The sequence below is a fragment of the Pseudomonas sp. GX19020 genome (assembly GCF_023371075.1).
Classification (GTDB): domain Bacteria; phylum Pseudomonadota; class Alphaproteobacteria; order Rhodobacterales; family Rhodobacteraceae; genus Pseudogemmobacter.
In genome coordinates this window covers 429,676-452,768 of sequence record NZ_JAMCCR010000001.1, presented here as the reverse complement: position 1 = coordinate 452,768, position 23,093 = coordinate 429,676, and the positions used below count along the sequence as shown (strand labels likewise).

The following is a 23,093-nucleotide window of genomic DNA, read 5'->3' as shown; positions in this document are numbered from 1 at the left end:
GCCGGGGAGAGCGCCCGGTCTCAGCCTGCGAGCCGCCCCATGGCGCCGGCCACATCGGCCATGCGGCAGGAGAAGCCCCATTCATTATCATACCATGCCAGAACGCGGACGGAACGGCCAACCACTCGCGTCTGATCCGGTGCGAAGATCGATGATTGCGGGGTATGGTTGAAGTCGATCGAGACCTTGGGCTCCGGGTCATAGGCCATGACCATGCCCATATAGCCATTGGCCGCCTCGCGCACGATCTGGTTCACCTCGTCAGCGGTGACCGATTTCGCGGCGATAAAGGTCAGATCCACCGCCGAGACATTCGGGGTCGGCACCCGGATGGCCGAGCCGTCGAGCTTGCCTTTCAGCTCGGGCAGGACCTCGCCAAGCGCTTTTGCGGCGCCGGTCGAGGTCGGGATCATCGCCATCGCCGCCGAACGCGCGCGGTAAAGGTCAGAATGGCGGCGGTCCAGCGTCGGCTGATCGCCGGTATAGGAATGGATCGTGGTCATGATGCCGGATTCAATCCCGATCGTGTCATTCAGCACCTTGGCCAGCGGCGCGAGGCAGTTCGTGGTGCAGGACCCGTTCGAGACGACCAGATGCTCAGGCAGCAGCGAGCGGTGATTGACACCATAGACCACGGTCAGATCGGCATTCTTCGCGGGGGCCGAGACGAGCACCCGTTTCGCGCCGCGCCCCAGATGCACGGCGGCTTTTGCGCGGTCATTGAAATTGCCGGTGCATTCCAGAACGACATCCACACCCTCCCAGTCCAACTCCTCGGGATTGTAGGTCGACATTACCCGGATCGGACCGCGCCCGAGATCCAGCGCGCCTCCCTCGACCTTCACGGTGCCCGGGAAGCGGCCATGAACCGAGTCGTATTTCAGCAGATGCGCATTGGTCTCGATGGGGCCGGTCGCATTGATTGCCACGACCTGCACATCATTGCGGTTCGATTCCGCGATATGGGCGAGGGTGCAGCGGCCGATGCGGCCAAATCCGTTGATACCGACTGTGATGGTCATATCCTGTGTCTCCGCTGCACGAAATTATCCCGGGTCTCAGGCTGGTTAGCGCTGCCCTGCAGCTTTTCAAAGCATAAAAGATACGTATTTTCATTGTGTTAGCGCAAACCCCGACTGTTTGCGCTAGCGCTTGCGGTAACAGTTGCGGGCCCGGGCAGCCAGAAGGCGCCAGGGCCGGGATAACTCCCCCTTGCTTTGATCGGGTGATTCCCTGCCATTGTGCTAGGAGGCGCTTAAACGGGGTGTGACATGAGTGGTTTGCTGGCTTTGCTGGATGATGTCGCGGCGATTGCCAAAGTGGCAGCCGCATCGGTCGACGATGTTGCGGCGGCGGCCGCCAAGGCTGGGGCCAAGGCTGCAGGCGTGGTGATCGATGACGCCGCGGTGACGCCGAAATATGTGACCGGGTTCAGGCCGGAACGCGAGCTTCCGATCATCTGGCGGATCGCGCTCGGATCGATGCGCAACAAACTGCTGGTCCTGTTGCCGGTCCTGCTGGCGCTGGAGGCGTTCCTCCCGGTGGCGATCACGCCGCTGCTGATGCTGGGGGGCGCCTATCTGTGTTTTGAAGGGGCGGAAAAGCTGTTCCATGCGCTGTTCCCGCATGGGGAGGCGGCGGAAGCGGATCACGCGGCAGGGAATGAGACGCAGCTTGAGGAGGTGAAAGTCGCCGGGGCAATCAAGACCGATTTCATCCTTTCGGCTGAGATCATGACCATCGCGCTTTCGGTGATCGACAGCCCGGATTTCTGGATGAAAGCGGTGGTTCTTGCGGTGGTTGGCGCGCTGATTACGGTGGCGGTTTACGGCGCGGTGGCGCTGATCGTGAAGATGGATGATATTGGGCTGCATATGGCGGCGACCGGGCGGATTGGCGTGACAAGGGCCTTCGGGCGCGGGCTGGTCAAGGGCATGCCGGTGCTGCTTGGGGTGCTGTCCGTGGTCGGAACGGCTGCGATGCTCTGGGTCGGAGGCAATATCGTCGTGCATGGGCTCGAGGCGACGCATCTCTGGGCCTGGCCCTATGAGACCATCCACCATATTTCAACCTCTGCGGCATCAGCTGTTTCCCAGGCGGCAGGGCTGGTGCAATGGCTGGTGACGGCCGCGCTTGATGGCGTGGTCGGCCTGATTGTCGGGACGCTGCTGATCCCGGTGGCGACAAGGGGGATCGCGCCGCTCTGGCGCCTTGTCAGCGGCAAGAAAGGATCTGCCCACTGAAACTTCGGTAACCGGGGAGATTTCGGCAATCGGACGCTGGCGAAATCTGCACAGATTTCGCGCCGGAGCCTTGGAAAGGCTCCGTGCCGGAGTTTTCAAAACTCCGGCTTTGTACCTGTCCGGCGGAGCATTGAGAGGGAATAGATCACCAGTCCCAGCCAGATGAAGCCGAAAGCGACCAGTTTTTGCCGGCTGAACGGCTCGTCAAAGACAAAAACCGCAGTCAGGAAGATCATCGTCGGCGCGATATATTGCATGATCGCGATGGTCGTCAGCCGCAGCTTCTTGGCGCCATTGGCATAGAGAATCAGCGGCCCCGCGGTCACCAGCCCCAGCAGGAACAACATTGCGCTCTGCCAGCCAGGCCCGTGCAGGAACTGCATCTCCCCCGATGTGGCGAGCCAGCCGATCACCGCCAGCGCCGGAAGCAACAGCACCATCACCTCCAGGGTGAATCCCTGGTTCGGACCGATCGGCAGGCTCTTCTTGAAATAGGCGTAAAAACCCCATGTGAGCGTCAGCGCCAGCGCGAGGACCGGAAGGCGCCCGGCTTCGAGGGTCAGGATCGCGACCCCGATGGATGCCGCGAGAATTGCGAGCCATTGTACACCGCGCAAACGCTCGCCCAACAACACGGCGCCCAGAAGGATCGAGAACAGCGGGTTGATGTAATAGCCAAGCGCCGCATCCAGCGCCCGACCGGAGGTGATCGCATAGACATAGAACCCCCAGTTCACCGAGATCAGCCCCGCCGTCACCAGCGTCATCCCGAGCATCGCCGGATTGCGCAAAGCCGCCTTCAGATCTGCGGTCCGGCGTGTCAGGGCCAGGATCAGCAGCGCAACCGGCAGCGCCCAGATCACCCGATGCGCCACCACTTCGATCGGCGAGACATGATCCAGCGCCTTCATATAAAGCGGCAGAAATCCCCAGAGAAGATAGGCGGACAGCGCATAGAGAAACCCGGAAAGGCTGTCTCCTTCCTGCGAACCGGCGGGCTGTGGTTTGGGGGAGGGGCTGTGTTCCATGGGACAGGTTTATCCAGGGGCACCCCTGGCGGCGAGGGCGCATCTTGTGATGGATACAAGATTTGCCATGACCGGCCAGCGGGGGCAATTTTCAGTTTACGCCCGGGCCGGCTCAGCAGGCAGGCTCCAGCCCGCCGGGGCCAGTTCATAGCCCTCAAACCGAAAGCCCGGGCTGACCGTGCAGGACAGAAGTGTCCAGTCGCCGCGGCTCACGGCTTCCTGCCACCAGCCGGCGGGCACAATCATCTGACAGTGGTGCCCCGCGAGTATATCGGGCCCGAGCGTGTAATGACGCGCCGCACGTTCCCCCATTGCGAGGTCGAGGGCCGCCCCCGCATGCCAGTGCCAGATCTCATCGGCATCGACCCGGTGCCAGTGGCTTCTCTCTCCCGCCTGGAGCAGGAAGAGGATCGAGGTGCCGCAGGCGCGCGCTTCACGGGTCGGGCCGCGCCAGGTTTCGCGATACCAGCCGCCCTCGGGATGCGGTCTCAGATCGAGATGGGCGATGATTTCTTGTGCAGCAGTGTTCACAAATTCCTCCTCACAAATCTCTCCATTGTCCCGGCGCGAGGCCTTTCAGTGTCCAGTCGCCCACCCGCCAGCGGATCAGGCGCAGGGTTGGCAGGCCGACCGCCGCTGTCATACGCCGCACCTGGCGGTTGCGGCCCTCGCGGATGGTCAGTTCGATCCAGGCATCGGGCACCGATTTGCGGACCCGGATCGGCGGCTCGCGCGACCAGAGCCAGTCGGGCGCCGCCACCAGCCTGGCGCGTGCGGGCAGGGCAGGGCCGTCATTGAGCATGACACCCTGTTCAAGCGCCGCCAGCGCGGCCGCATCAGGCGCACCCTCGACCTGGGCGTAATAGGTCTTTTCGGTCTTGTGCTTTGGGTCCGAGATCCGCGCCTGCAGCCGCCCGTCATCGGTCAGCACCACCAGCCCCTCGGAATCGCGATCCAGCCGGCCCGCCGGATAGACACCGGGCTGGTCAAGCACCGCCGAGAGGGTCGGGCGGGGCGATGGGCTCTTCAGATCGGTGAACTGACAGAGCATATCAAAGGGTTTGTTCAGGAGGATGATGCGGGACATGGCGCCATAGTGCCATGCCGCCGTGATCCCGAAAAGCGGCTGTTGCATCGCTCAGCAATGAGATGTCTGGCCGTCCCGACTAAAAGACAGTCGCTCTGCCATCTGCGTTGTCGCGAACATGTCACCCGCAGCTTCGGCTGTTCCGCCGGATGTGGCCTGTCTCCGGCGTCAGCCGATTGCCGGGATCCGGCCCATCAGTCGCGGCCCTGAGGCGTCAGATCGAGAATGAAGTTCCGCAGCCGCAGGAGCTCGACGCATTCGGGTTCTCGATCACGAAACGCGCCCCGATCAGCTCTTCGGTGAAGTCGATCACCGCATTTTGCAGGAACGGAAGCGAAACCGGGTCAACCAGCACGCGCTGGCCGTCTTTTTCGAAAACCAGATCCTCGGGGCCGGCCTGGCCCAGCACGATCTCATATTGAAAGCCCGAACAGCCGCCGCCCAGCACGCCAACGCGCAAAGGCTGTGGCGCGCCGGTGATCTCGGCAATTTCGGCCAGCCGCGCGAAAGCGCGGTCGGTGACGCGCGGCAGCGCATCGGCAAAGGGGGCGGCATCGGGGGGAAGCACAAGTTCCATGGCTGTTCCGGTATCATTCAGCGCTTTCCCGGAATATAGGGGGCAGGGCCGCGCCGAACAAGCCGCCGCACTGAATTGGGAACCGGATCGTGATGCTTGCCGCTTTTGCCTGTCAGCCAGAAGAGTCGCGTGGGAGGCTGTTTGACGAAGGAATGAGCACATTCCGCTCGCCCTTTCAGCGGGATCGCGACCGGATCATTCATTCCTCGGCCTTTCGCCGGCTGAAACATAAGACTCAGGTCTTTGTCGAACATGAGGGCGATTATTACCGCACCCGCCTGACCCATTCGATCGAGGTCGCACAGGTGGCGCGCACGATTTCGGGGGTGCTGGGGCTGAACACCGATCTGGCCGAGGCGATCGCGCTGGCGCATGATCTGGGTCATACGCCGTTTGGCCATACCGGCGAAGATGCTCTGGCACGGCTGATGCAACCCTATGGCGGCTTTGACCATAACGCTCAGGCCCTGCGCATCGTGACGCGGCTGGAACGCCATTATGCCGGCTTTGACGGGCTGAACCTGACCTGGGAGACGCTGGAAGGCATCGCGAAACATAATGGTCCGGTGATCGGCCCCAACGCCGATGACAAACACAAGCACCACCCCGACCATCTGCCCTATGCGCTGGATGAGGTGAACCGCGCCTGGGATCTCGAATTGTCGACCCATGCAAGCGCCGAGGCCCAGGTCGCAGCCATCGCAGATGACGTGGCCTATTCGCATCACGACCTGCATGACGGGCTGCGCTCGGGGCTTTTCACCGAGGATGACCTGATGGAGCTGCCGGTTGCCGGTCCTGCCTTCCGTAAGGTCGACGAGCTTTACCCCGGGCTCGACCGGATGCGCCGCCGGCATGAGGCGCTGCGCCGCGTCTTTGGCCGCATGGTCGAAGACGTGATCCATGTGGCGCAAAACCGGCTTGAGGCGGCACAGCCGCAATCGGTGCACGAGATCCGCCATATGGGGACGACAATCATCCGCTTTTCAAAGCCGCTTTACCAGGAGCTGAAGGCGGTGCGCAGCTTCCTTTTCCACCGGATGTATCGCGCGCCCTCGGTGATGGAGGTGCGGGCGCGGGTGACGGGGGTGATGGATGATCTCTTCCCGCTGTTTCTGAACCAGCCGGAGCTTTTGCCCGCTGAATGGCAGGAAGACATCCGGGATGCCGGTCAGGATGAAACCACACTTGCCCGCATAGTTGCGGATTATGTGGCAGGGATGACTGACCGTTTCGCGATCCAGGAACATGCGCGCCTTTTCAATTGCGCGCCGGTCACCGACGGGGCCTGACCTCCCTGTCAGGGTGGGGCCCCGTTTTCCCAGACTGAAACCTTCCCGCCAGAGGCTTTCTGCCGGTTCAGTCCCGACGGGTGGCGCCGAAAACCCAGATCAGCGCCAGGACCAGCGAGACAATCGCGTTCCACCCCGCCATCGAGATCCCGAACAAGGACCACGGAATCGCGTCACAGCGCACCGGGGCAGGGGCCGCCGTGGCCGGGTTCATCAGATCAGATGCTGACAGCCCCGCAATCGACCCTTGCGTGCAGGTCGAAATATATTCCCACCAGCCCAGTTCGACACCCGCATGGAACAGCCCGATCCCGGCAGTGGTCAGCGCTGCGGCAGCCCCCAGCCAGGGCCAGATCCGCCAGCCTGTCGCCAGCCAGAGCGCCAGAAACAGCACCGCAGCGGCATGCGGCCAGCGTTGCAGCAGGCACAAATGGCAGGGCGCCAGCCCACCAATCAGCTGAAAACCAAAGGCCGCGGCCAGCATTGCGGCCGATCCGAGGCCCGCGATCAGGATTGCCGGTGTTTTCAGGATCATAGGGCGGGCTCCGATTCCCTGGCGATACGGTGACAGGTTTAGGCCCGGTGTGACGAAAGGGAAAGTAACGCCTTCGCGCGTCGACGATCAGCCCGCGATCAGTCGCTGTGCAGGCCGGCCGCCTGGACCTTTCGTCAGGGCTTTTCTGAAATAGCGGGGCAGGGTAGATTGCCACCCGTGTGTGGCCTCATCGCCGGGGCGCCGCAGGACAGGGGAGCGCCCGCAATGCAATGGAAAGGCCGCCGCGGCAGCAATAATATCGAAGATCGCCGCGCGCAGGGCAGCGGGATCCGTGGGGGCAGCGCAGCCGGGGTCGGGGGCCTTGGTCTTGTGGCGGTTTTTGTGATCGCGCTGGTGCTGGGTGTCGATCCGAGCCAGTTGCTGAACCAGGTGGGGCTGGATGCAGGCCAGAACAGCGGCCGCGCGGGTGAGCCTCTGACCGCCCAGGACCAGGAGGCCGGGGAATTCGTCTCGGTCGTTTTGGCCGATACCGAGGTGATCTGGGCCGATCTGTTCCGCAGCCAGCTGAACAAAACCTATAAGCCCGCGACGCTGGTGCTGTTTAAGGGAGGCACCCAGTCGCCCTGCGGCGGTGCCTCCGAGGCTACCGGGCCGTTTTATTGCCCGGCCGATCGAAAGGTTTACCTTGATACCGGTTTCTTCGTGACGCTCGAAAAACAGCTCGGCGCAAAGGGTGATTTCGCCGCAGCCTACGTCGTGGCGCATGAGGTCGGCCATCACGTCCAGAACGAACTCGGCATTCTGGGCCGCGCCAATACGCTGCGCAGCCAGCTGAGCGCGACCGACTCGAACCAGGTCTCGGTGCTGATCGAGCTTCAGGCCGATTGTCTCTCCGGCGTCTGGGCGCATGAGGCCGCGACGACGCTTGGCACCGTCGAGCGCGGCGATTTCGACGAGGCCCTGAACGCGGCGCGCCAGATCGGGGATGATACGCTGCAAAAGAATGCCGGCCAGCGCCCGATGCCACATACCTTTACCCATGGCAGTTCGGCGCAGCGGGCTCAGTGGTTCAACACCGGGCTGCGCAGCGGCAGGATCGCCGAGTGCCTGAAACTGACAGATCAGGTTCTGTGAGCCTGGGGAGGACAGGCTGAATGATTAAAGGGCTGTTTAAGCGGAGCTTTCTCCTGATGCGACCTGAGGCGGTTCAAGCGAGAAAGTGCTGTTGCTCTGATTAACAGGCAACCGTGACTGGAGCTGGACCGTGTAAGCCCCGATGAACAGATCACAGCTTTGCTTCGCCAGGCCAAGAGCAGCGTGGCCCAGGCGGTGGAGTCACTTGCAGCGCCTTATAAATCAGCCGGTCGCTCGAGACGAATGGATAAAGACAAAAGTACCGCCTGGATTCATATCAGTTCCTCCAGCGAATCCGGCTCGGCTTTTGGCAGTTTTGTTACATAATACTGATTATGCGATAAAATACTTGATCAATTGATACAATGGTGTCAGCACACCCAATATTTTGCGCTTACACCCATTATTTTGCCACCGACAAGCGTTTCTTCGATTTTTTACATTTAAAAACAACATGATATCTCACCCCCTGACCAACTCACCGCCCATCACCGCCCGCGTTGACGCCTCCAGTTTCCCTGCGCATGGTCCGAAGAACCGTTCCGGAACCACCGGCACCGCCGTCCGGATCCCCGAATTTCTGCTTTCACCTCGCGACAGCTCTGCATTCGCGATCAGAGAGCTGATGCGTAAAGGATGCTGCCCATGAATTCCCATCCCAAACCCGCCTGGGCCAGCTTTGCAGCCACCGTGCTCAGGCGGCTGGACGAGACCTGGCACATCCATTCCTGTGATTTCTCGCGCAATTCTGTGCTCGATGTTCCGACCGTGCTGCCGGGTGTCGCGCCTTCGGCACTGCCGAAGAAGTCCAGGCCCGATCGCTTCGAGACCGCTCCGGATGACCCATTCGATCTGCCGGTGCCATTGCATGTGACCCAGTTGTGCCTGCAGCCGGGGCGGTCACCGTCGTAACCGGTATTCCTTCAGACCAGATGACGACTGTCCGTGAACTGCTTTCCGTTGGCTTTGCGCCGGAGGCTATGAGGATCGGGTTTCAGCCGAGAGATGCAGGCAACTGCGATGCCCTCCTGCTGTCGCTGGAAGATAACTTCACACCCACTGGTGTCGGAGCCTTCCATCGCCGTGTCAGGGCGGCACTGGCATTTCATGTGCCACTGATTGTCCTGACTGCCACAGGAGCAGATCTTCCGGACGATATTGGTCAGTATCTGCCCCCTGCCCTGACTTTCCCACCCTTCATTCAATAGTGAGATCCTGCTTCAGTTTTTGCGCATCGTATATCGCGAGGCGGAAGACGAGGCTGCCGAACTCGCCGGAGCACTTCCCGATAACGCCGAACTGGCATCTCTGCCGGTATCCGCACTTCGTATCGCAACGCGGGCGCCAGACGCCCGGGAAGTTGTCAGGCAACTGCGTAGCTTTCTTATGAAAACCCCGAAACCCAAAGGGCCACAGCTCTCAGAGGTCAAGGGCGGCGGCCGAGCGCTGGAAACAGCAAGACGTATTATCGCGGATCTTCAGTCATGGCGCGAAGGTGAGCTCCGCTGGGATGAGATGTGCCGATCGCTGCTGCTTTATGGTGAGCCAGGGACCGGCAAAACTTACATTGCACATGCAATGGGCAACAGCGCTGGCGTCGGCTTTGTATCCGCCAGTTTTGCAGACTGGCAGGCCATGGGCCACCTTGGCGATATGCTCAAAGCCATGCAGTCCAGCTTTGCAACTGCACGGCGGCTCGCACCTGCTGTCCTGTTTATCGACGAGATCGACTCTGTAGGCGCGAGAGGAGGGGCGGACCGGAACAGCGATTACCGGCATCAGGTCATCAACGGCTTTCTGCAGGCAATGAACAGCATTGCGGTTGAAGAAGGCGTCATCGTTGTTGGGGCGTGCAACGACCCTTCCCGCATTGACCCGGCAGTTCTGCGCGCTGGCCGCTTTGACATCAAGGCAGAGGTCCCCCTGCCCTGTTCCGTGACAATTCTTGGTATCCTCAACGGGCATCTGTCGGACACTTTCATGGGGATGCGTCCCGACCCGGTCTACCTGGCGGCAGGAGATGTGGTTGAACTGGGAGGGAATGGCCTTGGCAAGCAAAGGCAGTGCGCCGTTTGAAAGCTGAGCTGCCGGGCATAGGTGCGCCTTTTCCAGGAGTTCAGTCCTGAGAACGGTCAGGACGCCGGCCAGGCGTCCTGCTGAAGCTCTTCAGGCCCACAATGTCTGAGAAGCGGCTAACTGGCACGGCCATGTGGAGCACTTACGCGATCCCAGTGACAGCCGATAATTCCGGCCCATTTCAACTGGACACTGAGTTAGACACTAGCCATTCGCGAGCCGTCACAGAACCCGGTCACCCGAGCCCTCATCAAAATCAATCGCAATCTTGCGCAGATCGAACACTGCCAGCCTCCCCACGTCCACAATGCCCGCAGCGTCCAACCACGTTATCTTCGGAAAGCCGAGTAACTTCGCATCTGTCCAGATCGGGATGCCGACAACCTTCGCAGGCTCCGTCCCCTCCCTTGCGCGGTCCTGCAGTCGCCGCAGACTGTCTGTGTTGCCGGCATGAAGCGGCTGAATGCCGAAGCGTGTAATGGCGACTGATACATATAGACCGATGTGGGCCGTCTTCTCTCCAGGGTGAGGCACAAGGAGACGGCCGTCAGCGTAGTCCTCGTGCTCACGAAGATCTCGCGGAGTTCCATCAGGTGGAGGGTTAGCTCTCATGCGCTGTCTGAAGTCAGCATTGTTAGCAAGACGTCCGTCGACAACTTCGTCCGGAAGCGCCTCCTCTTGTGAGGGTTTGACGTCAGCCTCGTGTTCCATGCCTCCAGGCTCTGCAATGATCAGCATGCGGCGATCACGGTTCGCCTCGAATGTGAAATCATCAGCGCCCCGAAGGCCGAACCCTGGAGCAAGACTGTCAAGCCAGGCCCGGCGCATCGCCTCCCTGTGCCGATGCGCTTCATGCTCGTTATAGGGCGTATCGTCCTCCGGAGGATCGAACAACGCCGTGACGGGCTCTACAGTTCTGAGATCCGTGGCCCAGCGAGACGCCGCGCCCCATTTAAGCGGTCATCTGACAATCGTTCCGTCAAGAACTCTTACCCTCTGAAACTGCTTTTTGCCCTCCTGCACGCATTTCGGGATTGTTTGGCCAAGAAAATCCTTTGCTGTCAGTGTTCCTTTCGCTTCCCCAAGCACATGCCTGTTTCGGCTAGGACACCAGGCAATCCAGTCTGGAATGTCCCCTTTACGTATCCTCTTGACGTTAACGGAATTTGGGATCTGAAGGCCGTTACGGCCAAGCGACAAAAAACTTGTGAAGCCAAGGTGCTGCTGCAGCAAAGCACGTGCGAAAAATCGGCCATAAAGGCCTGAATAAGCCCGGCGCAGCTCCGCACTCTCTGCCATATCACCACTCCACCTCAGCCAGAACGGATCATCCTGACTCAACTGAGCGGAGAACAAGTTAAGCCAGGCACCGGCGAGCGGCGAGCCTTGCAGCGTTTCCTCTGCCGCCGCTGATGCAATCCACATCAGATTGATGGGGGTCAGGTCCTGATAATCGTTTCCGTGGCCATCGTTCAGACGATGGCGCGTCCATCTGGTATACTGCGACACGGATGCGGACTCCCGTTATTGTGGGCCTCGAATTTCTGCCAGTATGGCAGCACATTGCTCAATGACGTATTCTGGTATATATTCAAATCTGTGCGGATTCAGCTGCATCACATATTCATTCTCAATGTGATAGGATTAATTGATAAACTTTCGAATAACGCTGTTATCGTGGTCATTTTTAATAATTCGGAAGAGCTGAATTTTCTCATATCCGACATTTGTGGCATGAAATTTCCTGATGATGACAATACTGTCATTGACCTCCGCCACGAGCCTGTCATAGTCAAAACTATCGATGTAGCTACGGATAGAGGCTTGGGCCGCGGCCTTGTCGTCGTCTGACATGTCAATGGATCCATCTCTGGACTGCATGGTTGGGATCGTCCGACCGTGAAAGAGGCTGGCAAGCAGATTATATTCACGCCCCTTATCATCAATCAGCTCGTAGTGCCGCCTCAGATAAATAGATCGAATTATGTCATCTCTGAGTGTGGCAATGTTCTCTCTGCATATCTTTGCGAAGGTCTGAAGATCATCTCTTTCAATTTCAACCTCAGTAACGACACCTGACCGGGAGGACAAGAAGCATGCAGATGGTTTGGCGGCCTCAAAACAGCCGTGATGCTTTTTATGACATCGATCGCAGGTTCAATGTCATGCGTGAGCAGCAGTGTCGTCCGCCCCCGCAAGCTGGCACGACCGTTGAACAGCTCGTGTAGAATAGCGAATTTCTTGTTCTTGTCGAACGAGGATATCGGATCATCCAGGACGACGAGGTCAGGGTTGTCCCTCATCACCTGATACATGAAGAGCACAAGCGCGAATGCATTCTTCTCTCCATAACTCAGATGACGTGAGGCGGTTTCAATGTGCCCCGGCTGATCAATGTGATTCAGCTTCATCTTATACGAGTCAGCTTCCGGGACTATCTCAACAACATACCTGTAGCCAGCTGACTTCAGAAAGGCGTTAATGCTCTCCTGATTATCCTTGATAGTTTTGGAGATTTTCGCCTTATTCTTATCGATCATCCCCTTCAGGATCGCGGCTTTTCCAATCAAATCATCCAGTTGAGCGTTGATCGGATCCACAGTTCTCCTGGTTTCCTCTGAATCCATCGTATCAATCATGGCCAGATCGATCTTTAGAGGAGTGAGTTTCTCTGAAATTTCAACCTGATCACGAAGCGAGAAGAATGAAAGCGAGCAAAGACCTTCCATCTTCGCTACAAGCGCTTCAGCATGGGCCTTCAGGCCGGTCAAAAATGCTTGCTCGTCTGGCTGGAGCTCAACCTTAGATTTTATGATATTTGCGAGGTTATCCCTTGTCTTTTCACTCAGGTAATCCCCAAGTTTATCAAGCACAGACTTCAGGGCACTGATATGTCCGGCTGTAGTCGCGTCGTATTCCTTCTCAACGGACTGGACTACCTCCTTATGCTCCGGCGTGGAAATATCTTTTGAGCAATACGGGCAGTTGTCTGCCAGATTAAGAAACCCGTTCCCCTGGACCTGCCAGGTTATCCACTTGGATGGCTCATCGCTTTGCAGGTAGGCTGCATAAGGCAGCAGCGTCTCGGGGATATTTTCAAGCTTATTGACAGACACGAGTCCTTTGTAGGCCCTGCTGCTTTTCGGAATATCACCACTCTTCGACTTCCCAAATGCATCACGTAACTCTTTTAGATCCTTCAGCGTGGATTCAATCTGCGCATTGTCACTAAATGCTTGTCGAATACCATGCAGAAGCCTGTCAAGCTCAGCCATCTCGGCAAGATACTCAGTCGTCTTTATAAAGATTTCGAAGCTATTTTTCAGGACTTCGTCCTTCTGGAAGACGAACTGCTGCACATAGCTGTCATCAAATATGGCGACAGTTCTCAAATCACCTGTGCCACTGACCTCTGGTGCCGGAGCAGATGAGTTGACGCTATTTCGGAACGGCGTCAAATCGGATAAATCAAGATCCGGGTTTATCTGCCGAGCGATCGCCTTTGATATCGTGCTCTTGCCAATCCCATTAGGGCCGTATTTAATATTCAGCGCACCTTTCCTGAGGGCGATATTGGCAAGATCGATGCTGTTGCAGTTGGAAATTATAATATCGTAAACAGTCATAACTTCTCCGTATTATGCAGATTTCATATTGCCTGATATTAAAATACAAAATACTCATAATAAACGCACATACTCATGGAAACACTTCAGTTTTCGACGGCCAGAAAGATTTTGCAACCTCTTTTCTGGAGCATAGCAGAGCGCGCTTCCTGGCACCTCCGCTGGCCGACAATACCGGCGAATGTGCTGACGCCCATGTTCATGTTCAAAGCTTCCTGAAGCCGCGGGCGACCCCGGTGGCGATAAGTCCTCCTTCCTCGAATAATGGCTCGCCCGGCCTAATTTTTTTGTGTAGAGAAGCTCGCGATAGGTTCCAGAAAAGGAAGAAAATTGCTTCCAGGGCAGTTGCTTTGTGTGTTTAGAACCAATGGGCTGTGAAGGAATTTTGAGACTGAGGCGCAAAATAATGAGTGTGCCGACAAATGGGATAAGTGCATTCTGGAAGCCTTCGAACTTAAACGGCAGCCAAAAAGACGCCACTTTCGGGGTTTTGGCGACCACTTTGTGGACATATAACTTCCACTTTACGAGCGCCTCCAGCGTATGTTAATAATATCAACAACTTAATCCGACCGCTTCCCAGGCGACCTCGAGCGAATTCCTGCCCCTTATTGCCGGCTACCTTGGCAGCCGCTCGGCTTGGCTCACTCGAGAATGTTCCGGCAAGCTTTGATGCGCCAACCCGGCCACCGCAACCGGAATGCCACCACTTTTCGGGCCGGCCCCCTCATGCCGAGAGGTTCGCAAAACCATGCCAACAATAGCACGGGAACGCGCGCATCGCATCGGCCTACGGAGCCCGCCGAGAACTTGGGGCCGCTGCCTCCCATCTGTGCGGCTGCACGAGACGCTATGCGCGTAGCGCAAGACGGCAATGCTGCACTGCGGCTAGCAGCTTTGCGAGTAGCCTACTATTTGATCGTCAACCGAAGCGAATACCGCTTCGATTTGCTTTCAGAGAAGAGAAAACCTCCATGACCGCCATCAGTCAGACCCGTGTCTCCGCCTCGAGCGCTGCTTCGCAGCCCTCTTTCTTTGCCCGCCTGATCGCTGGCGTCCGGGAGTGGAACGAGTTGCGGCTGACCCGCAAGGCGCTGAGCGTCCTGAGCGATCGTGAGCTGGCAGACATCGGTCTGCATCGTGGCGAGATCGGTCAGATCGGGCGCTGAGCCATCTACATCTGTATATTGTTGAAGCCGTGAGCCCTCTCACGGCTTTTGCTTTTGGGCCAACCCAGTTTCCTGATCCGCAGAACGACGGGCGTGGGGGCGGAACTGGCATTGAAGGCAGATTGAGCGCACCCCGTTTTAGGCTCAATTCGGTCCGACTACGCGATCTCTGGACGGATATATATTCGAGTTTCGACGCCTCCAGGATACGCCGCAAGCATGATCTGGTCACTGCGCCTTGCGCAGCACCGGTCCGTCCGGCATTTGTTATTCTGAACAACAGGATCCCCGGATATGAGCTGGTTAGACAGGCGCAGCAATTTCATTCCCCGCGACAATGATGCCCGCACGCCGGGCGACATCGATTACGGCCGGATCATCCATTCCGCCTCCTTCCGCAGGCTTCAGGGCAAAACGCAGATCCTGAGCATCGGGGACAGCGACTTCTACCGAACCCGGCTGACCCATTCGCTTGAGGTGGCCCAGATCGCGACAGGGCTGGTGCGCCAGCTGGCACAGAAGCACCCGGGTCATCCGGCAGTGCCTCATCTCCCCTGTCAAAGCATGATCCTGGCGATCAGCAGCGCCCATGACCTTGGCCATCCGCCCTTCGGTCATGGCGGCGAGGTGGCGCTGAACTACTGCATGCGCGACGCTGGCGGGTTCGAAGGAAACGGCCAGACCCTTCGGATCCTGACCAGACTGGAAACCTTCTCGGAAAAAGACGGGGCGGATCTTACCCGGCGGTCGCTGCTGGGCGTCCTCAAATATCCGGCCGCCCTGCCCTCGCTTGCCAACTCAGTACTCAGCCCGGCGCTCAAGGGAGGAACATCCGTTTTCCAGACCCTCGATGTCGAGGCGTGCAAGCCGCCCAAGGGATATCTGACAAGCGAGCAAGGTGCTGTCGACTGGATCCTGCGCGACCTCTCAGACGCTGACCGCAGTGAGTTCACCCGCATAAAGACCGGCAAGAAACACGCAAAGACGATCCATAAATCCCTCGACTGCAGTCTCATGGATATAGCGGACGACATCTCTTACGGCATCCATGACTTTGAGGACGCCCTGGCCATGGGGCTGGTGAGCGCCGAAAGACTGCGTACGGCCATTCCGGAAGCGCTCTGGGACCCCTTCCTGAATGAGCGCCGATCCTCCGGCCCGGCATCCGGGAATGACCGCTATTCAGAACTGGTTGGCCGGTTGTTTGGCCCGGCGGGTGACAGAAAGAAGGTCATCAATGCGCTGGTAGGCTTCTTCATCAATGCCATCGGCTTCAGCGAGTTGGGCTGCTTCTCGGAGCCGCTCCTGCGCTGGCGTGTCAGCCTTCCGCCCGCCCAGGCGAGCCTGCTCTCCGCGCTGAAAGACTTTGTGATGGCGGATGTCATCCGCAGCCCTTCCGTGCAGCATCTTGAATTCAAGGGCCAGCAGATGGTGGTGGCCGTATTCGAGGCTTTGCAGTCGGATCCGGAGCGGCTTCTTCCTCTGGATGTTCAGGCGAGATATGTGGCGGAGGGGAGTTACCTGCGTGTCATCTGTGACCATGTCGCTGCAATGACTGACGGCCATCTGATGAAAACCTACGAGCGCCTGTTCTCACCGCGGATGGGGTCGGTCTTCGACAGGATCTGATTGCCGGGGAGCACTTCGCGATCCTGGATTTCATGCATGCTTGGGCCAGACTGGTTCTGAACATAAACCCTTGTGTTGCTGATGCCCGGGATAACCTCGCCATTTGCCAGAGCGTGGCGGCGCGCGCGCAATCCGGTTTGCGGTGGTGACCCGTCAATCCGTCTGTTGCGCTGCCACATCCCCAGGCCGGAGGTGCTCGGCCATAAAATCGATAAATGCTCTCAGCTTCGGCGTGACTTTGCGGCTGGCGGGCCAAAGCACATGGAACTGATCCATGTCCTCGATCCAGGGGGCAAGGATCGACACGAGCAACCCCTCAGCCAGTTCGCGCCGAATGGCGAAAGGCGGCAGGCAGGCGATCCCGAACCCGCGCACTGCAAGTTCGATCAGCGGATCAACGGCGCTGGCACTCATCCTTTCGGGCAGAACCAGCTTGCGGGCACCATCGGTCGGGGCAAGCGGCCAGGGTCGGATCTTGCCCGTATTCGGCGATCGCTGGTGCAGACAGTGATGCGCCTCCAGATCCTCGGGGCGTTGTGGCGTGCCGTGCTGCGCCAGGTAGTCCGGCGCGGCGACAATGTGCATTCGGAAACGCCCGAGATTGCGCGCCATCAGGCGGCTGTCTGACGGTGTGCCGGTGCGGATCACTGCGTCAAAACCCTCTTCGACGATATCGACCAGCCTGTCGTTGAAATCCAGCTCCAGCTGCACCTCAGGCCAGGCCCGCATGAACTCGGCCATGACCGGCGTCAGCAACATGCCGACCAGTGGCATGCTGACCCGCAGCCGCCCCTTCGGCGTGCGGCTCAATTGCGCAAGCTCGGCCTCGGCCGCCTCGACCTCCTCGAAAATCCGGCGGCAGCGTTCCAGAAACCGCCGCCCCTCTTCGGTCAGGGTCATATTGCGGGTGTTGCGATGGAAAAGCCGCACATCCAGCCGCTGTTCCAGACGCGCCACCGCTTTGCCAACCGCCGAGGCCGAAATGCCGAGATTGCGCCCGGCAACAACGAAGCTGCCGGTTTCGGCGGATTGGGTGAAGGCCTCATATGCACTGAGCTTGTCCATCACGGGGATATAGCGGAATATTATTCTGCAGTCATCGGAAATGCCGCCTGTTTTTCGGGAAGATGCGCAGCGCTATCTCTCGGGCCTCATCAGCCACGGAGATTGTGATGACCCCCGCCTTCAGCCTGACCCCTGCCCCAACGACCTTCATCGTCAATGTGATCCACGCCCATCCAGGCAAGCAGGACGAGGCCTTTCGGCTGATCCAGGATGTTGTTCATTACGTGGCCGAGCGGAAACCGGGTTTCCTGTGGAGCAACCTGTCCAAAAGCACCGATGGGCTGACGGTTGTAAACATCGAGGCGATCTCTGACCCGGGCGATGTGGCGATCTTCTTTTCCGATCCGGTGTTTCTCGAGAAATTTGCAAAGCTGGACAGCGTCTCATCCAGCGCGTTTCACACCTACACGGTCGGCGATCTGGTGTTGCCGAAACCGCATGCCGAGGCGGCGGGCTGATCCGCCTTCCCAGCTTTTCCTGCACCCCGTTCTGGCAGAACGCCTGTCCCTGCAAAGGGGCGGGCCTCCGCCAACGCTTTCAAGGATCGACTATGACCATCCTCTCTGACGGGTCGCGCAAGGCCAGCAACCGGTTGCCCCTGCCCCCCCTGCTCGCGCTCGCAATGGCGGGCTTCATCACCATTCTGACCGAGGCGCTTCCTGCTGGCGTGCTGACCCTGATGAGCGCCGACCTCGGTGTATCCGAGGCGCTGATCGGCCAGAGCATCAGCATCTATGCGGTAGGTTCGCTGCTGGCTGCAATCCCGCTTACTGCCGCGACCCAAAGCTGGCGTCGCCGCCCGCTTCTGATACTGGCGATCACCGGCTTTGCCATCGCCAATACCATCACCGCATTGACCGACAGTTTTCCGATCCTGCTCGCGGCAAGGTTTCTTGCCGGTGTTGCGGCAGGCCTGGTCTGGTCTTTGCTTGCAGGCTATGCCGCACGGATGGTGGGGACGGAACTGCAGGGCCGTGCCATCGCGGTGGCTATGGTCGGAACGCCCCTGGCTCTGGCCTTGGGGGTGCCGCTCGGGACGGCGCTTGGTGGTATTCTCGGCTGGCGCATCACCTTTGGCATCATGAGCCTGCTGGCGCTGGTGCTGATCTTCTGGGTCCTGGCAGAGGTGCCTGACTATCCCGGATCGGAGCGTCAGATACGCGTGCCTCTAAGGCATGTGCTTACCACGCGCGGAATGCGAGCGGTTCTGTTCATGACCCTGACCTTCGTCCTGGGCCACAACATCCTTTACACCTATATCGCGCCCTTCCTGCGTGAGGGTGGCCTCGGCGGCCGTGTCGACGCCGTGCTGCTGGCCTTTGGAATTGCATCGCTCATCGGGATCTGGGTCATCGGGGCGCTCGTCGATCAGAGGCTCTCTGCGCTGATCCGCTTCAGCATTGCGGCTTTTGCCGTAGCAAGTCTTGGCCTTGGCATCTGGAGTGATGCCCCGCTGATGATCGTGGTTTTCATCGTGATCTGGGGGCTCTCCTTCGGCGGCTCGGCCACTTTGTTTCAAACCGCTTCGGCCAGAGTGGCGGGAGAGAATGCCGATCTGGCCCAGTCCATGATCGTCACGGTCTGGAACATCGCCGTCGCAGGGGGCGGCATGATCGGAGGGCTGCTGCTTGATCGCTGGGGTGTCGATCTGTTGCCCTGGGCTTTGATACCCATTTTGCTGGCCGGTCTAGGCGTTTCGATCATGAAGGGCGGCAGTTTCCGCCCTTCGCAGTGACGCGCTTCGGAACGGCAAATGCAGGAGAACTGGCATCGAGCCAACTCCTGCATTGATCAGACCAATTCGGGCGCAATCACGCTGCACGTGTTTCGGCCAAACCCGCCATGCCCCTTCGGCCTCATGATCCGGCTTCAGGAAAACAGGCCGCCCTCATCGGCATCGACATCAATCGTCAGCGAGACATGGCGGGGGCGGCTCAGGGCAAAAACCGCTGCCTCGACCACATCCCGGCCGGTGCCGCGCTGGCCTTTGTCACGAAGGGCGGCCTCTGCCCAGTCCGGCTGATCCGGTATCGCGTCATCCAGATAGGGCGGATTGATCAGGATCGAGCGGAACTTGCTGCCGATGAAATCCTGCCGTAAGCCTTCGGCCAGTGCCACCTGCCCGCGTTTTGCCGCATAGAAAGGCACCGAAACCGATTGCAATGCCGCATTCGGCAGGCCGCTGATCGAACCGATTGTAACAATATCCGGCGCATCGGATGCCTGCATCAGCGGCCTGATGCCTTGTACGAGCAGAAATGTGCCGGTGATCGCCGCGTTTACTACGCCCAGAACCTCCGCATCTGAATAAGGCATGTCGCGGCTTTCCAGCCACATCGCCCCATTGTTGATGAGGATGTCGACCTTCGGTGCCAGAGCCGCAATCCTGGCCGCCGCCTGCTCAACGCTTACCGCATCAGCAAGATCAAGTTCCACGACTTTCGGCGCCATCCCGCCTTGTGCAGTCACGCGTGCCGAGATGGCAAGAAGGTCCGCCTCACGTCTTCCGCAAAGGATAAGGGCACAGCCCATCGATGCCAGTGACAGGGCGAAAGCCGCGCCAAGTCCTCGACCCGCGCCGGTGATGACCGCAATTTTTCCGTTTAAATTCAGCATTTCATCGTTCCAGATCCACGCTCCGCATTCTGGCCGCCCTGGCCTCGATTGGCAACCGCTCCGTGATCGTGCAATCGAGCAGTTCCCGGATCGATGGGTCGTTCTTATCGAGCACAATCTGCAGCACCATGAGGCGCGAACCATCTGGCGAGGATGGAGCGGACACCACCGCCGAAGCCGGGCAGAGATCAAAATGCACTGTGTCAAGCTCTTGGGCCAGCGCGGTGCGGCACCTTGATCGTCAGGTCGCGGAGTTCCAGGTTCGTGTTGCCATGCTCACAGGTATGACCGTGATCCCCCCCTCACAGAAGCCGTGGCATAAGTCTGCCCGGGGAGAGAGAGGCTCCGACCATCAGCCGATTTGTGCAACAGAGCCCCGCACAAATAGCGCGCGCGAAGTTCTGTGCGACAGGCGGCAGACAGCGTAGGCAGGCTCACATGATCACGTATAGCACGCCCTGCTCGGCTATAGTCTGATAAGTGGTCGCGTCGGGCACCACATTCTCATTGCAGTCCGGACCGTTCTCCACCGCCGTTTCATAGGAGCGCACTTTCAGCCGGGTGGGGTCGATCCGTGAGCGGCCGGTCTCGATATCGAATTCCCAATGATGCCAGGGGCAGCGCACCGTCATATTGCGCCGGCAATACTGATGCTCCCCTACCCGCTCTGCCCGCAGCTCGCCGATCTGATCGCCGGCGGACAGTGGCCCGCCCTGATGCGGGCAACGGTCCGAGAGGGCATAGAAGCGCCCTTCAACATTGAAGATCACCACCGGCCTGCCGTTGATGTCAATCTTCAGACGGCCGCCTTCGGCAATGCAGTCGGTTGTGCCAACCCGGAACCGTGTCATCCGCGTGCTCCGTAAAGGGATTTTGCATTTTCGTAGAGAATGGCACGTTTCAGCTCCGGGCTCAGATGCGGCGGCAATGAGAAGCGCGGATCATCGAAATCCCAATGTGGATAATCCGATGAGAAAACAACCCGGTCATGACCGATCCAGTCGAGCACATCGACGAGCTGGCGCCGGTTTTCCGGCTCTTCCATCGGCTGCGTTGCCACCCAGACATGCTGGCGCAAATATTCAGAAGGGGGCCGTTTCACATGCGGCACCTCGCTGCGCATCCGCTCCCAAAGCCGGTCCAGCCGCCAGCCGAGGGCCGGAAGCCAGGCGAAACCGGCCTCAAGCAACACGATCTTTGTGCCGGGACAGGCCTCGAACAGACCCTCAAAAATCATGCTCGACAGCATGGCCTGGGCCGAGGGCGCATGTTCAGTCATCTCTTCCATATAATAGGATGGCCAGCCGGTCGGGGTGATCGCATGGCCGGAATAGCCAAAAACATGGATGCCGACCGGCAGGTTCGCGGCCTCGGCTGCGGCAAAGATCGGCCAGTAACGACGCTGGCCCAGCAGTTCCGCCGTGCGGCTGAGCAGAAGAACCTGGGCGAAACGCTGATCCCCGGCATAATGCTCGATCTCCTGGCGGGCCAGATCAGCATTCTCATAGGGCACACAGATCGAACATTTCAGCCGCGGCTCAGGACGGTTGTAAAGCTCAAGCTGCCACAGATTGGTGGCACGGCAGAGCGCGGCGGAAAAAGCATCGCCCAGCACGCCCTGCCCCGTCGGCCAGAGCGGGTTCATGATGCCGAACTCCATATTGTAAAGATCGAGCAGCTGGCTTTGCAGCAGCCCGACATCGGAACCGGGCAGCCCCTGTTCGGGCCAGGTGTCGCGGCGCGATGAGGCGGGCGCCGCCTTGGGAAACGGATTACCGTCCTGATAACCCATACGGTAACGCAGCCCGTAGGTGGAGAGATGCGCCCCCCATTCGGCACTGAGAAACGGCTTCAGATCATCCGCCGACGACAGTTTCGGATGCACATCGCAGTCGATCACCTTCTGCACAACGGCCTGATCTTTTGTCATATTTCCAGCCGGCACGGTCATGAACTTTTCTCCGAAAGGCGGGGATAGGTGGCAAGGGGGTTTTCCAGCGCGATCTTGCGGATCAGCGCCGCATCGAAGGACTTCGGCAGCGGGTTATTTCCGTCGAACTGCCAGTGCGGATAATCCGAGGCATAGAGCAGAACCTGATCAGAGCCGATCTGATCGATCAGCCGGGCGAGGATGTCCGGATCGTCAGGTGCATCGAAAGGCTGGGTGGTAAAGCGGATATGGTCGCGGATGATTTCAGCGGGCAGCCGGTCCACCCAGGGCGTCTCAAAGCGCAGCCCCTTCCAGAATTTCCCAAAGCGCCACATGAAGGCCGGAAGCCAGCTCACGCCGGATTCCAGAAACACCACTTTGAGCTCGGGGAATTCAGCGAAAACGCCTTCTGAGACCAGGCTTGCCAGCTGCGATTGCAGGATCTGCGCCTGGGCGGCGTAATCCTCGATCACCGTATTCGGCCAGCCGACCGAGGTCACCGGGTGGTGATAGGCGCTGCCGGCATGGATGCCCACCGGCAGCCGGTGACGGACGGCGGCGCGATAAAGCGGCCGGAACGAGCGGTTGCCATAGGGCATATGCGCGGCCGCAGGCAGCAGGATCTGCACAAAGCGCGGATCCGCGGCACAACGCTCGATTTCGGCCACTGCGGCCTCCATGTCCTGCAGCGGGATCAGCATCGAGGCCCGCAGCCCCGGATGGCGGTCCAGCCATTCGGCACGGGTCCAGTCGTTGATTGCGCGGGTCAGGGCAATCGCCATATCGGTGTCATAGATCATATGCACACCGCAGAGGTTGTTCAGGATAGCGGTTCCTGCCCCGAAACCTGCCAATACGGTAGCGCCAAGTCGCGCGGCATGGTTGCGCAATCCGCCCGCACTGTCGCGCCAGTCCGGACGGCAGGTCAGTGGAGCGTTATTCGGATAGGCGATGCTGTCGAATTGCAGAATACCACGCGCCGTTATCAGATCCTGCCAGACTTCGGGCAAATAGGGCAGCAGATCAGCGGTGGTCGGATTGGGATGATGAACATCACAATCCACGCTTTCAGGGGGGAGCGGGTTTCCCGGGGGCTGAACCTCAGTCATGAGCGTCGAACTCTCT

25 protein-coding genes and 1 pseudogene are annotated in these 23,093 nt (G+C 59.3%); 10 read left to right on the top strand and 16 right to left on the bottom strand.

Features of this window, described 5'->3' with window-relative positions; genetic code table 11:
* Positions 1-20: 20 nt before the first annotated feature.
* Positions 21-1,022, bottom strand: coding sequence for a type I glyceraldehyde-3-phosphate dehydrogenase (gene gap, locus M3484_RS02295; protein ID WP_092897591.1), 1,002 nt, complete (start codon positions 1,020-1,022; stop codon positions 21-23).
* Positions 1,023-1,271: 249 nt separating this feature from the next.
* Here gap and M3484_RS02290 point away from each other — a divergent pair, with 249 nt between their 5' ends.
* Positions 1,272-2,243 (top strand): DUF808 domain-containing protein, encoded by a 972-nt coding sequence (locus M3484_RS02290; RefSeq protein ID WP_249495591.1) that lies wholly within the window; start codon positions 1,272-1,274, stop codon positions 2,241-2,243.
* A 95-nt stretch (positions 2,244-2,338) separates the two neighbouring features.
* On the opposite strand, the gene rarD is transcribed toward M3484_RS02290, so the two are convergent.
* The 4 genes from rarD to M3484_RS02270 all read right to left on the bottom strand — a co-directional run bounded on the left by rarD (position 2,339) and on the right by M3484_RS02270 (position 4,935).
* Complete coding sequence (gene rarD, locus M3484_RS02285; protein WP_249495590.1) at positions 2,339-3,271, bottom strand: EamA family transporter RarD; 933 nt, start codon at positions 3,269-3,271, stop codon at positions 2,339-2,341.
* Positions 3,272-3,367: 96 nt separating this feature from the next.
* Positions 3,368-3,802: a cupin domain-containing protein gene (locus M3484_RS02280; RefSeq protein ID WP_249495589.1), complete on the bottom strand. Its 435-nt coding sequence runs from the start codon at positions 3,800-3,802 to the stop codon at positions 3,368-3,370.
* Positions 3,803-3,812: 10 nt separating this feature from the next.
* Complete coding sequence (locus M3484_RS02275; protein ID WP_249495588.1) at positions 3,813-4,406, bottom strand: pseudouridine synthase; 594 nt, start codon at positions 4,404-4,406, stop codon at positions 3,813-3,815.
* 166 nt (positions 4,407-4,572) lie between these two features.
* Entirely contained in the window at positions 4,573-4,935 is a 363-nt protein-coding gene (locus tag M3484_RS02270) for a HesB/IscA family protein (RefSeq protein WP_092897599.1), read from the bottom strand.
* A 152-nt stretch (positions 4,936-5,087) separates the two neighbouring features.
* Here M3484_RS02270 and M3484_RS02265 point away from each other — a divergent pair, with 152 nt between their 5' ends.
* On the top strand, positions 5,088-6,227 hold the full coding sequence (locus M3484_RS02265; RefSeq protein WP_249495587.1) for a deoxyguanosinetriphosphate triphosphohydrolase: 1,140 nt from the start codon (positions 5,088-5,090) through the stop codon (positions 6,225-6,227).
* Positions 6,228-6,294: 67 nt separating this feature from the next.
* Here the strand turns inward: M3484_RS02265 and M3484_RS02260 are convergent, their stop codons facing one another.
* Positions 6,295-6,762 carry a disulfide bond formation protein B gene (locus M3484_RS02260; RefSeq protein ID WP_092897603.1) on the bottom strand — a complete coding sequence of 156 codons (468 nt, stop codon included), beginning with the start codon at positions 6,760-6,762 and terminating at the stop codon, positions 6,295-6,297.
* 225 nt (positions 6,763-6,987) lie between these two features.
* Between M3484_RS02260 and ypfJ the strand changes: the two genes are divergently transcribed.
* The 3 genes from ypfJ (at position 6,988) to M3484_RS02245 (ending at position 9,933) form a co-directional block, all read left to right on the top strand.
* A complete protein-coding gene (gene ypfJ / locus M3484_RS02255) occupies positions 6,988-7,857 on the top strand; it encodes a KPN_02809 family neutral zinc metallopeptidase (RefSeq protein WP_249495586.1) in 870 nt (289 codons plus the stop codon).
* Between the two features lie 645 nt (positions 7,858-8,502).
* The gene (locus M3484_RS02250; protein WP_249495585.1) at positions 8,503-8,769 is read left to right on the top strand and encodes a hypothetical protein; all 267 of its coding nucleotides are present in this window, start codon (positions 8,503-8,505) and stop codon (positions 8,767-8,769) included.
* 315 nt (positions 8,770-9,084) lie between these two features.
* Positions 9,085-9,933: an ATP-binding protein gene (locus tag M3484_RS02245; RefSeq protein ID WP_249495584.1), complete on the top strand. Its 849-nt coding sequence runs from the start codon at positions 9,085-9,087 to the stop codon at positions 9,931-9,933.
* A 222-nt stretch (positions 9,934-10,155) separates the two neighbouring features.
* Here the strand turns inward: M3484_RS02245 and M3484_RS02240 are convergent, their stop codons facing one another.
* From M3484_RS02240 to M3484_RS02225, 4 genes are all read right to left on the bottom strand, one after another.
* On the bottom strand, positions 10,156-10,671 hold the full coding sequence (locus M3484_RS02240) for a hypothetical protein (RefSeq protein WP_249495583.1): 516 nt from the start codon (positions 10,669-10,671) through the stop codon (positions 10,156-10,158).
* Between the two features lie 222 nt (positions 10,672-10,893).
* Positions 10,894-11,442, bottom strand: a complete 549-nt coding sequence (locus tag M3484_RS02235) for a hypothetical protein (protein WP_249495582.1) — start codon at positions 11,440-11,442, stop codon at positions 10,894-10,896.
* A gap of 473 nt (positions 11,443-11,915) precedes the next feature.
* A complete protein-coding gene (locus M3484_RS02230) occupies positions 11,916-13,559 on the bottom strand; it encodes an AAA family ATPase (protein ID WP_249495581.1) in 1,644 nt (547 codons plus the stop codon).
* Positions 13,560-13,613: 54 nt separating this feature from the next.
* Complete coding sequence (locus M3484_RS02225; RefSeq protein WP_249495580.1) at positions 13,614-14,060, bottom strand: hypothetical protein; 447 nt, start codon at positions 14,058-14,060, stop codon at positions 13,614-13,616.
* A 473-nt stretch (positions 14,061-14,533) separates the two neighbouring features.
* Here M3484_RS02225 and M3484_RS02220 point away from each other — a divergent pair, with 473 nt between their 5' ends.
* Both M3484_RS02220 and M3484_RS02215 read left to right on the top strand, forming a co-directional pair.
* Positions 14,534-14,728, top strand: a complete 195-nt coding sequence (locus M3484_RS02220) for a DUF1127 domain-containing protein (RefSeq protein ID WP_249495579.1) — start codon at positions 14,534-14,536, stop codon at positions 14,726-14,728.
* Positions 14,729-15,022: 294 nt separating this feature from the next.
* A complete protein-coding gene (locus M3484_RS02215) occupies positions 15,023-16,357 on the top strand; it encodes an anti-phage deoxyguanosine triphosphatase (protein WP_249495578.1) in 1,335 nt (444 codons plus the stop codon).
* Positions 16,358-16,510: 153 nt separating this feature from the next.
* On the opposite strand, the gene M3484_RS02210 is transcribed toward M3484_RS02215, so the two are convergent.
* Complete coding sequence (locus tag M3484_RS02210) at positions 16,511-17,422, bottom strand: LysR family transcriptional regulator (protein WP_249495577.1); 912 nt, start codon at positions 17,420-17,422, stop codon at positions 16,511-16,513.
* Between the two features lie 107 nt (positions 17,423-17,529).
* Here M3484_RS02210 and M3484_RS02205 point away from each other — a divergent pair, with 107 nt between their 5' ends.
* Together M3484_RS02205 and M3484_RS02200 are read left to right on the top strand one after the other, a co-directional pair.
* Entirely contained in the window at positions 17,530-17,880 is a 351-nt protein-coding gene (locus tag M3484_RS02205; protein WP_249495576.1) for an antibiotic biosynthesis monooxygenase, read from the top strand.
* A gap of 92 nt (positions 17,881-17,972) precedes the next feature.
* A complete protein-coding gene (locus M3484_RS02200; protein WP_249495575.1) occupies positions 17,973-19,157 on the top strand; it encodes an MFS transporter in 1,185 nt (394 codons plus the stop codon).
* Between the two features lie 134 nt (positions 19,158-19,291).
* On the opposite strand, the gene M3484_RS02195 is transcribed toward M3484_RS02200, so the two are convergent.
* A complete protein-coding gene (locus M3484_RS02195) occupies positions 19,292-20,038 on the bottom strand; it encodes an SDR family oxidoreductase (protein WP_249495574.1) in 747 nt (248 codons plus the stop codon).
* 1 nt (position 20,039) lies between these two features.
* The gene (locus M3484_RS02190) at positions 20,040-20,237 is read right to left on the bottom strand and encodes a hypothetical protein (RefSeq protein WP_249495939.1); all 198 of its coding nucleotides are present in this window, start codon (positions 20,235-20,237) and stop codon (positions 20,040-20,042) included.
* Here M3484_RS02190 and M3484_RS02185 point away from each other — a divergent pair.
* A pseudogene (locus M3484_RS02185) lies at positions 20,175-20,334 on the top strand (IS5/IS1182 family transposase); the annotation flags it as partial. The gene M3484_RS02190 and the pseudogene M3484_RS02185 overlap by 63 nt on opposite strands.
* Positions 20,335-20,472: 138 nt before the next feature.
* On the opposite strand, the gene M3484_RS02180 reads toward M3484_RS02185, so the two are convergent.
* The 3 genes from M3484_RS02180 to M3484_RS02170 are packed head-to-tail and all read right to left on the bottom strand — an operon-like array spanning position 20,473 to position 23,077.
* Complete coding sequence (locus M3484_RS02180) at positions 20,473-20,889, bottom strand: Rieske (2Fe-2S) protein (RefSeq protein ID WP_249495573.1); 417 nt, start codon at positions 20,887-20,889, stop codon at positions 20,473-20,475.
* Positions 20,886-21,989, bottom strand: a complete 1,104-nt coding sequence (locus tag M3484_RS02175; protein WP_092897621.1) for an amidohydrolase family protein — start codon at positions 21,987-21,989, stop codon at positions 20,886-20,888. The genes M3484_RS02180 and M3484_RS02175 overlap by 4 nt, the downstream gene beginning before the upstream one ends.
* Entirely contained in the window at positions 21,986-23,077 is a 1,092-nt protein-coding gene (locus M3484_RS02170; RefSeq protein ID WP_249495572.1) for an amidohydrolase family protein, read from the bottom strand. Before M3484_RS02170 ends, M3484_RS02175 begins: the two co-directional genes overlap by 4 nt.
* Between the last annotated feature and the right edge of the window lie 16 nt (positions 23,078-23,093).

Excerpts from the sequence above, each read along its gene's own strand:
- gap (WP_092897591.1), bottom strand. The coding sequence starts at position 1,022 with ATGACCATCACAGTCGGTATCAACGGATTTGGCCGCATCGGCCGCTGC.
- M3484_RS02290 (WP_249495591.1), top strand. The coding sequence starts at position 1,272 with ATGAGTGGTTTGCTGGCTTTGCTGGATGATGTCGCGGCGATTGCCAAA.
- rarD (WP_249495590.1), bottom strand. The coding sequence starts at position 3,271 with ATGGAACACAGCCCCTCCCCCAAACCACAGCCCGCCGGTTCGCAGGAA.
- M3484_RS02275 (WP_249495588.1), bottom strand. The coding sequence starts at position 4,406 with ATGCAACAGCCGCTTTTCGGGATCACGGCGGCATGGCACTATGGCGCC.
- M3484_RS02270 (WP_092897599.1), bottom strand. The coding sequence starts at position 4,935 with ATGGAACTTGTGCTTCCCCCCGATGCCGCCCCCTTTGCCGATGCGCTG.
- M3484_RS02265 (WP_249495587.1), top strand. The coding sequence starts at position 5,088 with ATGAGCACATTCCGCTCGCCCTTTCAGCGGGATCGCGACCGGATCATT.
- M3484_RS02260 (WP_092897603.1), bottom strand. The coding sequence starts at position 6,762 with ATGATCCTGAAAACACCGGCAATCCTGATCGCGGGCCTCGGATCGGCC.
- ypfJ (WP_249495586.1), top strand. The coding sequence starts at position 6,988 with ATGCAATGGAAAGGCCGCCGCGGCAGCAATAATATCGAAGATCGCCGC.
- M3484_RS02250 (WP_249495585.1), top strand. The coding sequence starts at position 8,503 with ATGAATTCCCATCCCAAACCCGCCTGGGCCAGCTTTGCAGCCACCGTG.
- M3484_RS02240 (WP_249495583.1), bottom strand. The coding sequence starts at position 10,671 with ATGCTGATCATTGCAGAGCCTGGAGGCATGGAACACGAGGCTGACGTC.
- M3484_RS02230 (WP_249495581.1), bottom strand. The coding sequence starts at position 13,559 with ATGACTGTTTACGATATTATAATTTCCAACTGCAACAGCATCGATCTT.
- M3484_RS02220 (WP_249495579.1), top strand. The coding sequence starts at position 14,534 with ATGACCGCCATCAGTCAGACCCGTGTCTCCGCCTCGAGCGCTGCTTCG.
- M3484_RS02215 (WP_249495578.1), top strand. The coding sequence starts at position 15,023 with ATGAGCTGGTTAGACAGGCGCAGCAATTTCATTCCCCGCGACAATGAT.
- M3484_RS02210 (WP_249495577.1), bottom strand. The coding sequence starts at position 17,422 with ATGGACAAGCTCAGTGCATATGAGGCCTTCACCCAATCCGCCGAAACC.
- M3484_RS02205 (WP_249495576.1), top strand. The coding sequence starts at position 17,530 with ATGACCCCCGCCTTCAGCCTGACCCCTGCCCCAACGACCTTCATCGTC.
- M3484_RS02200 (WP_249495575.1), top strand. The coding sequence starts at position 17,973 with ATGACCATCCTCTCTGACGGGTCGCGCAAGGCCAGCAACCGGTTGCCC.
- M3484_RS02195 (WP_249495574.1), bottom strand. The coding sequence starts at position 20,038 with ATGCTGAATTTAAACGGAAAAATTGCGGTCATCACCGGCGCGGGTCGA.
- M3484_RS02180 (WP_249495573.1), bottom strand. The coding sequence starts at position 20,889 with ATGACACGGTTCCGGGTTGGCACAACCGACTGCATTGCCGAAGGCGGC.
- M3484_RS02175 (WP_092897621.1), bottom strand. The coding sequence starts at position 21,989 with ATGACCGTGCCGGCTGGAAATATGACAAAAGATCAGGCCGTTGTGCAG.
- M3484_RS02170 (WP_249495572.1), bottom strand. The coding sequence starts at position 23,077 with ATGACTGAGGTTCAGCCCCCGGGAAACCCGCTCCCCCCTGAAAGCGTG.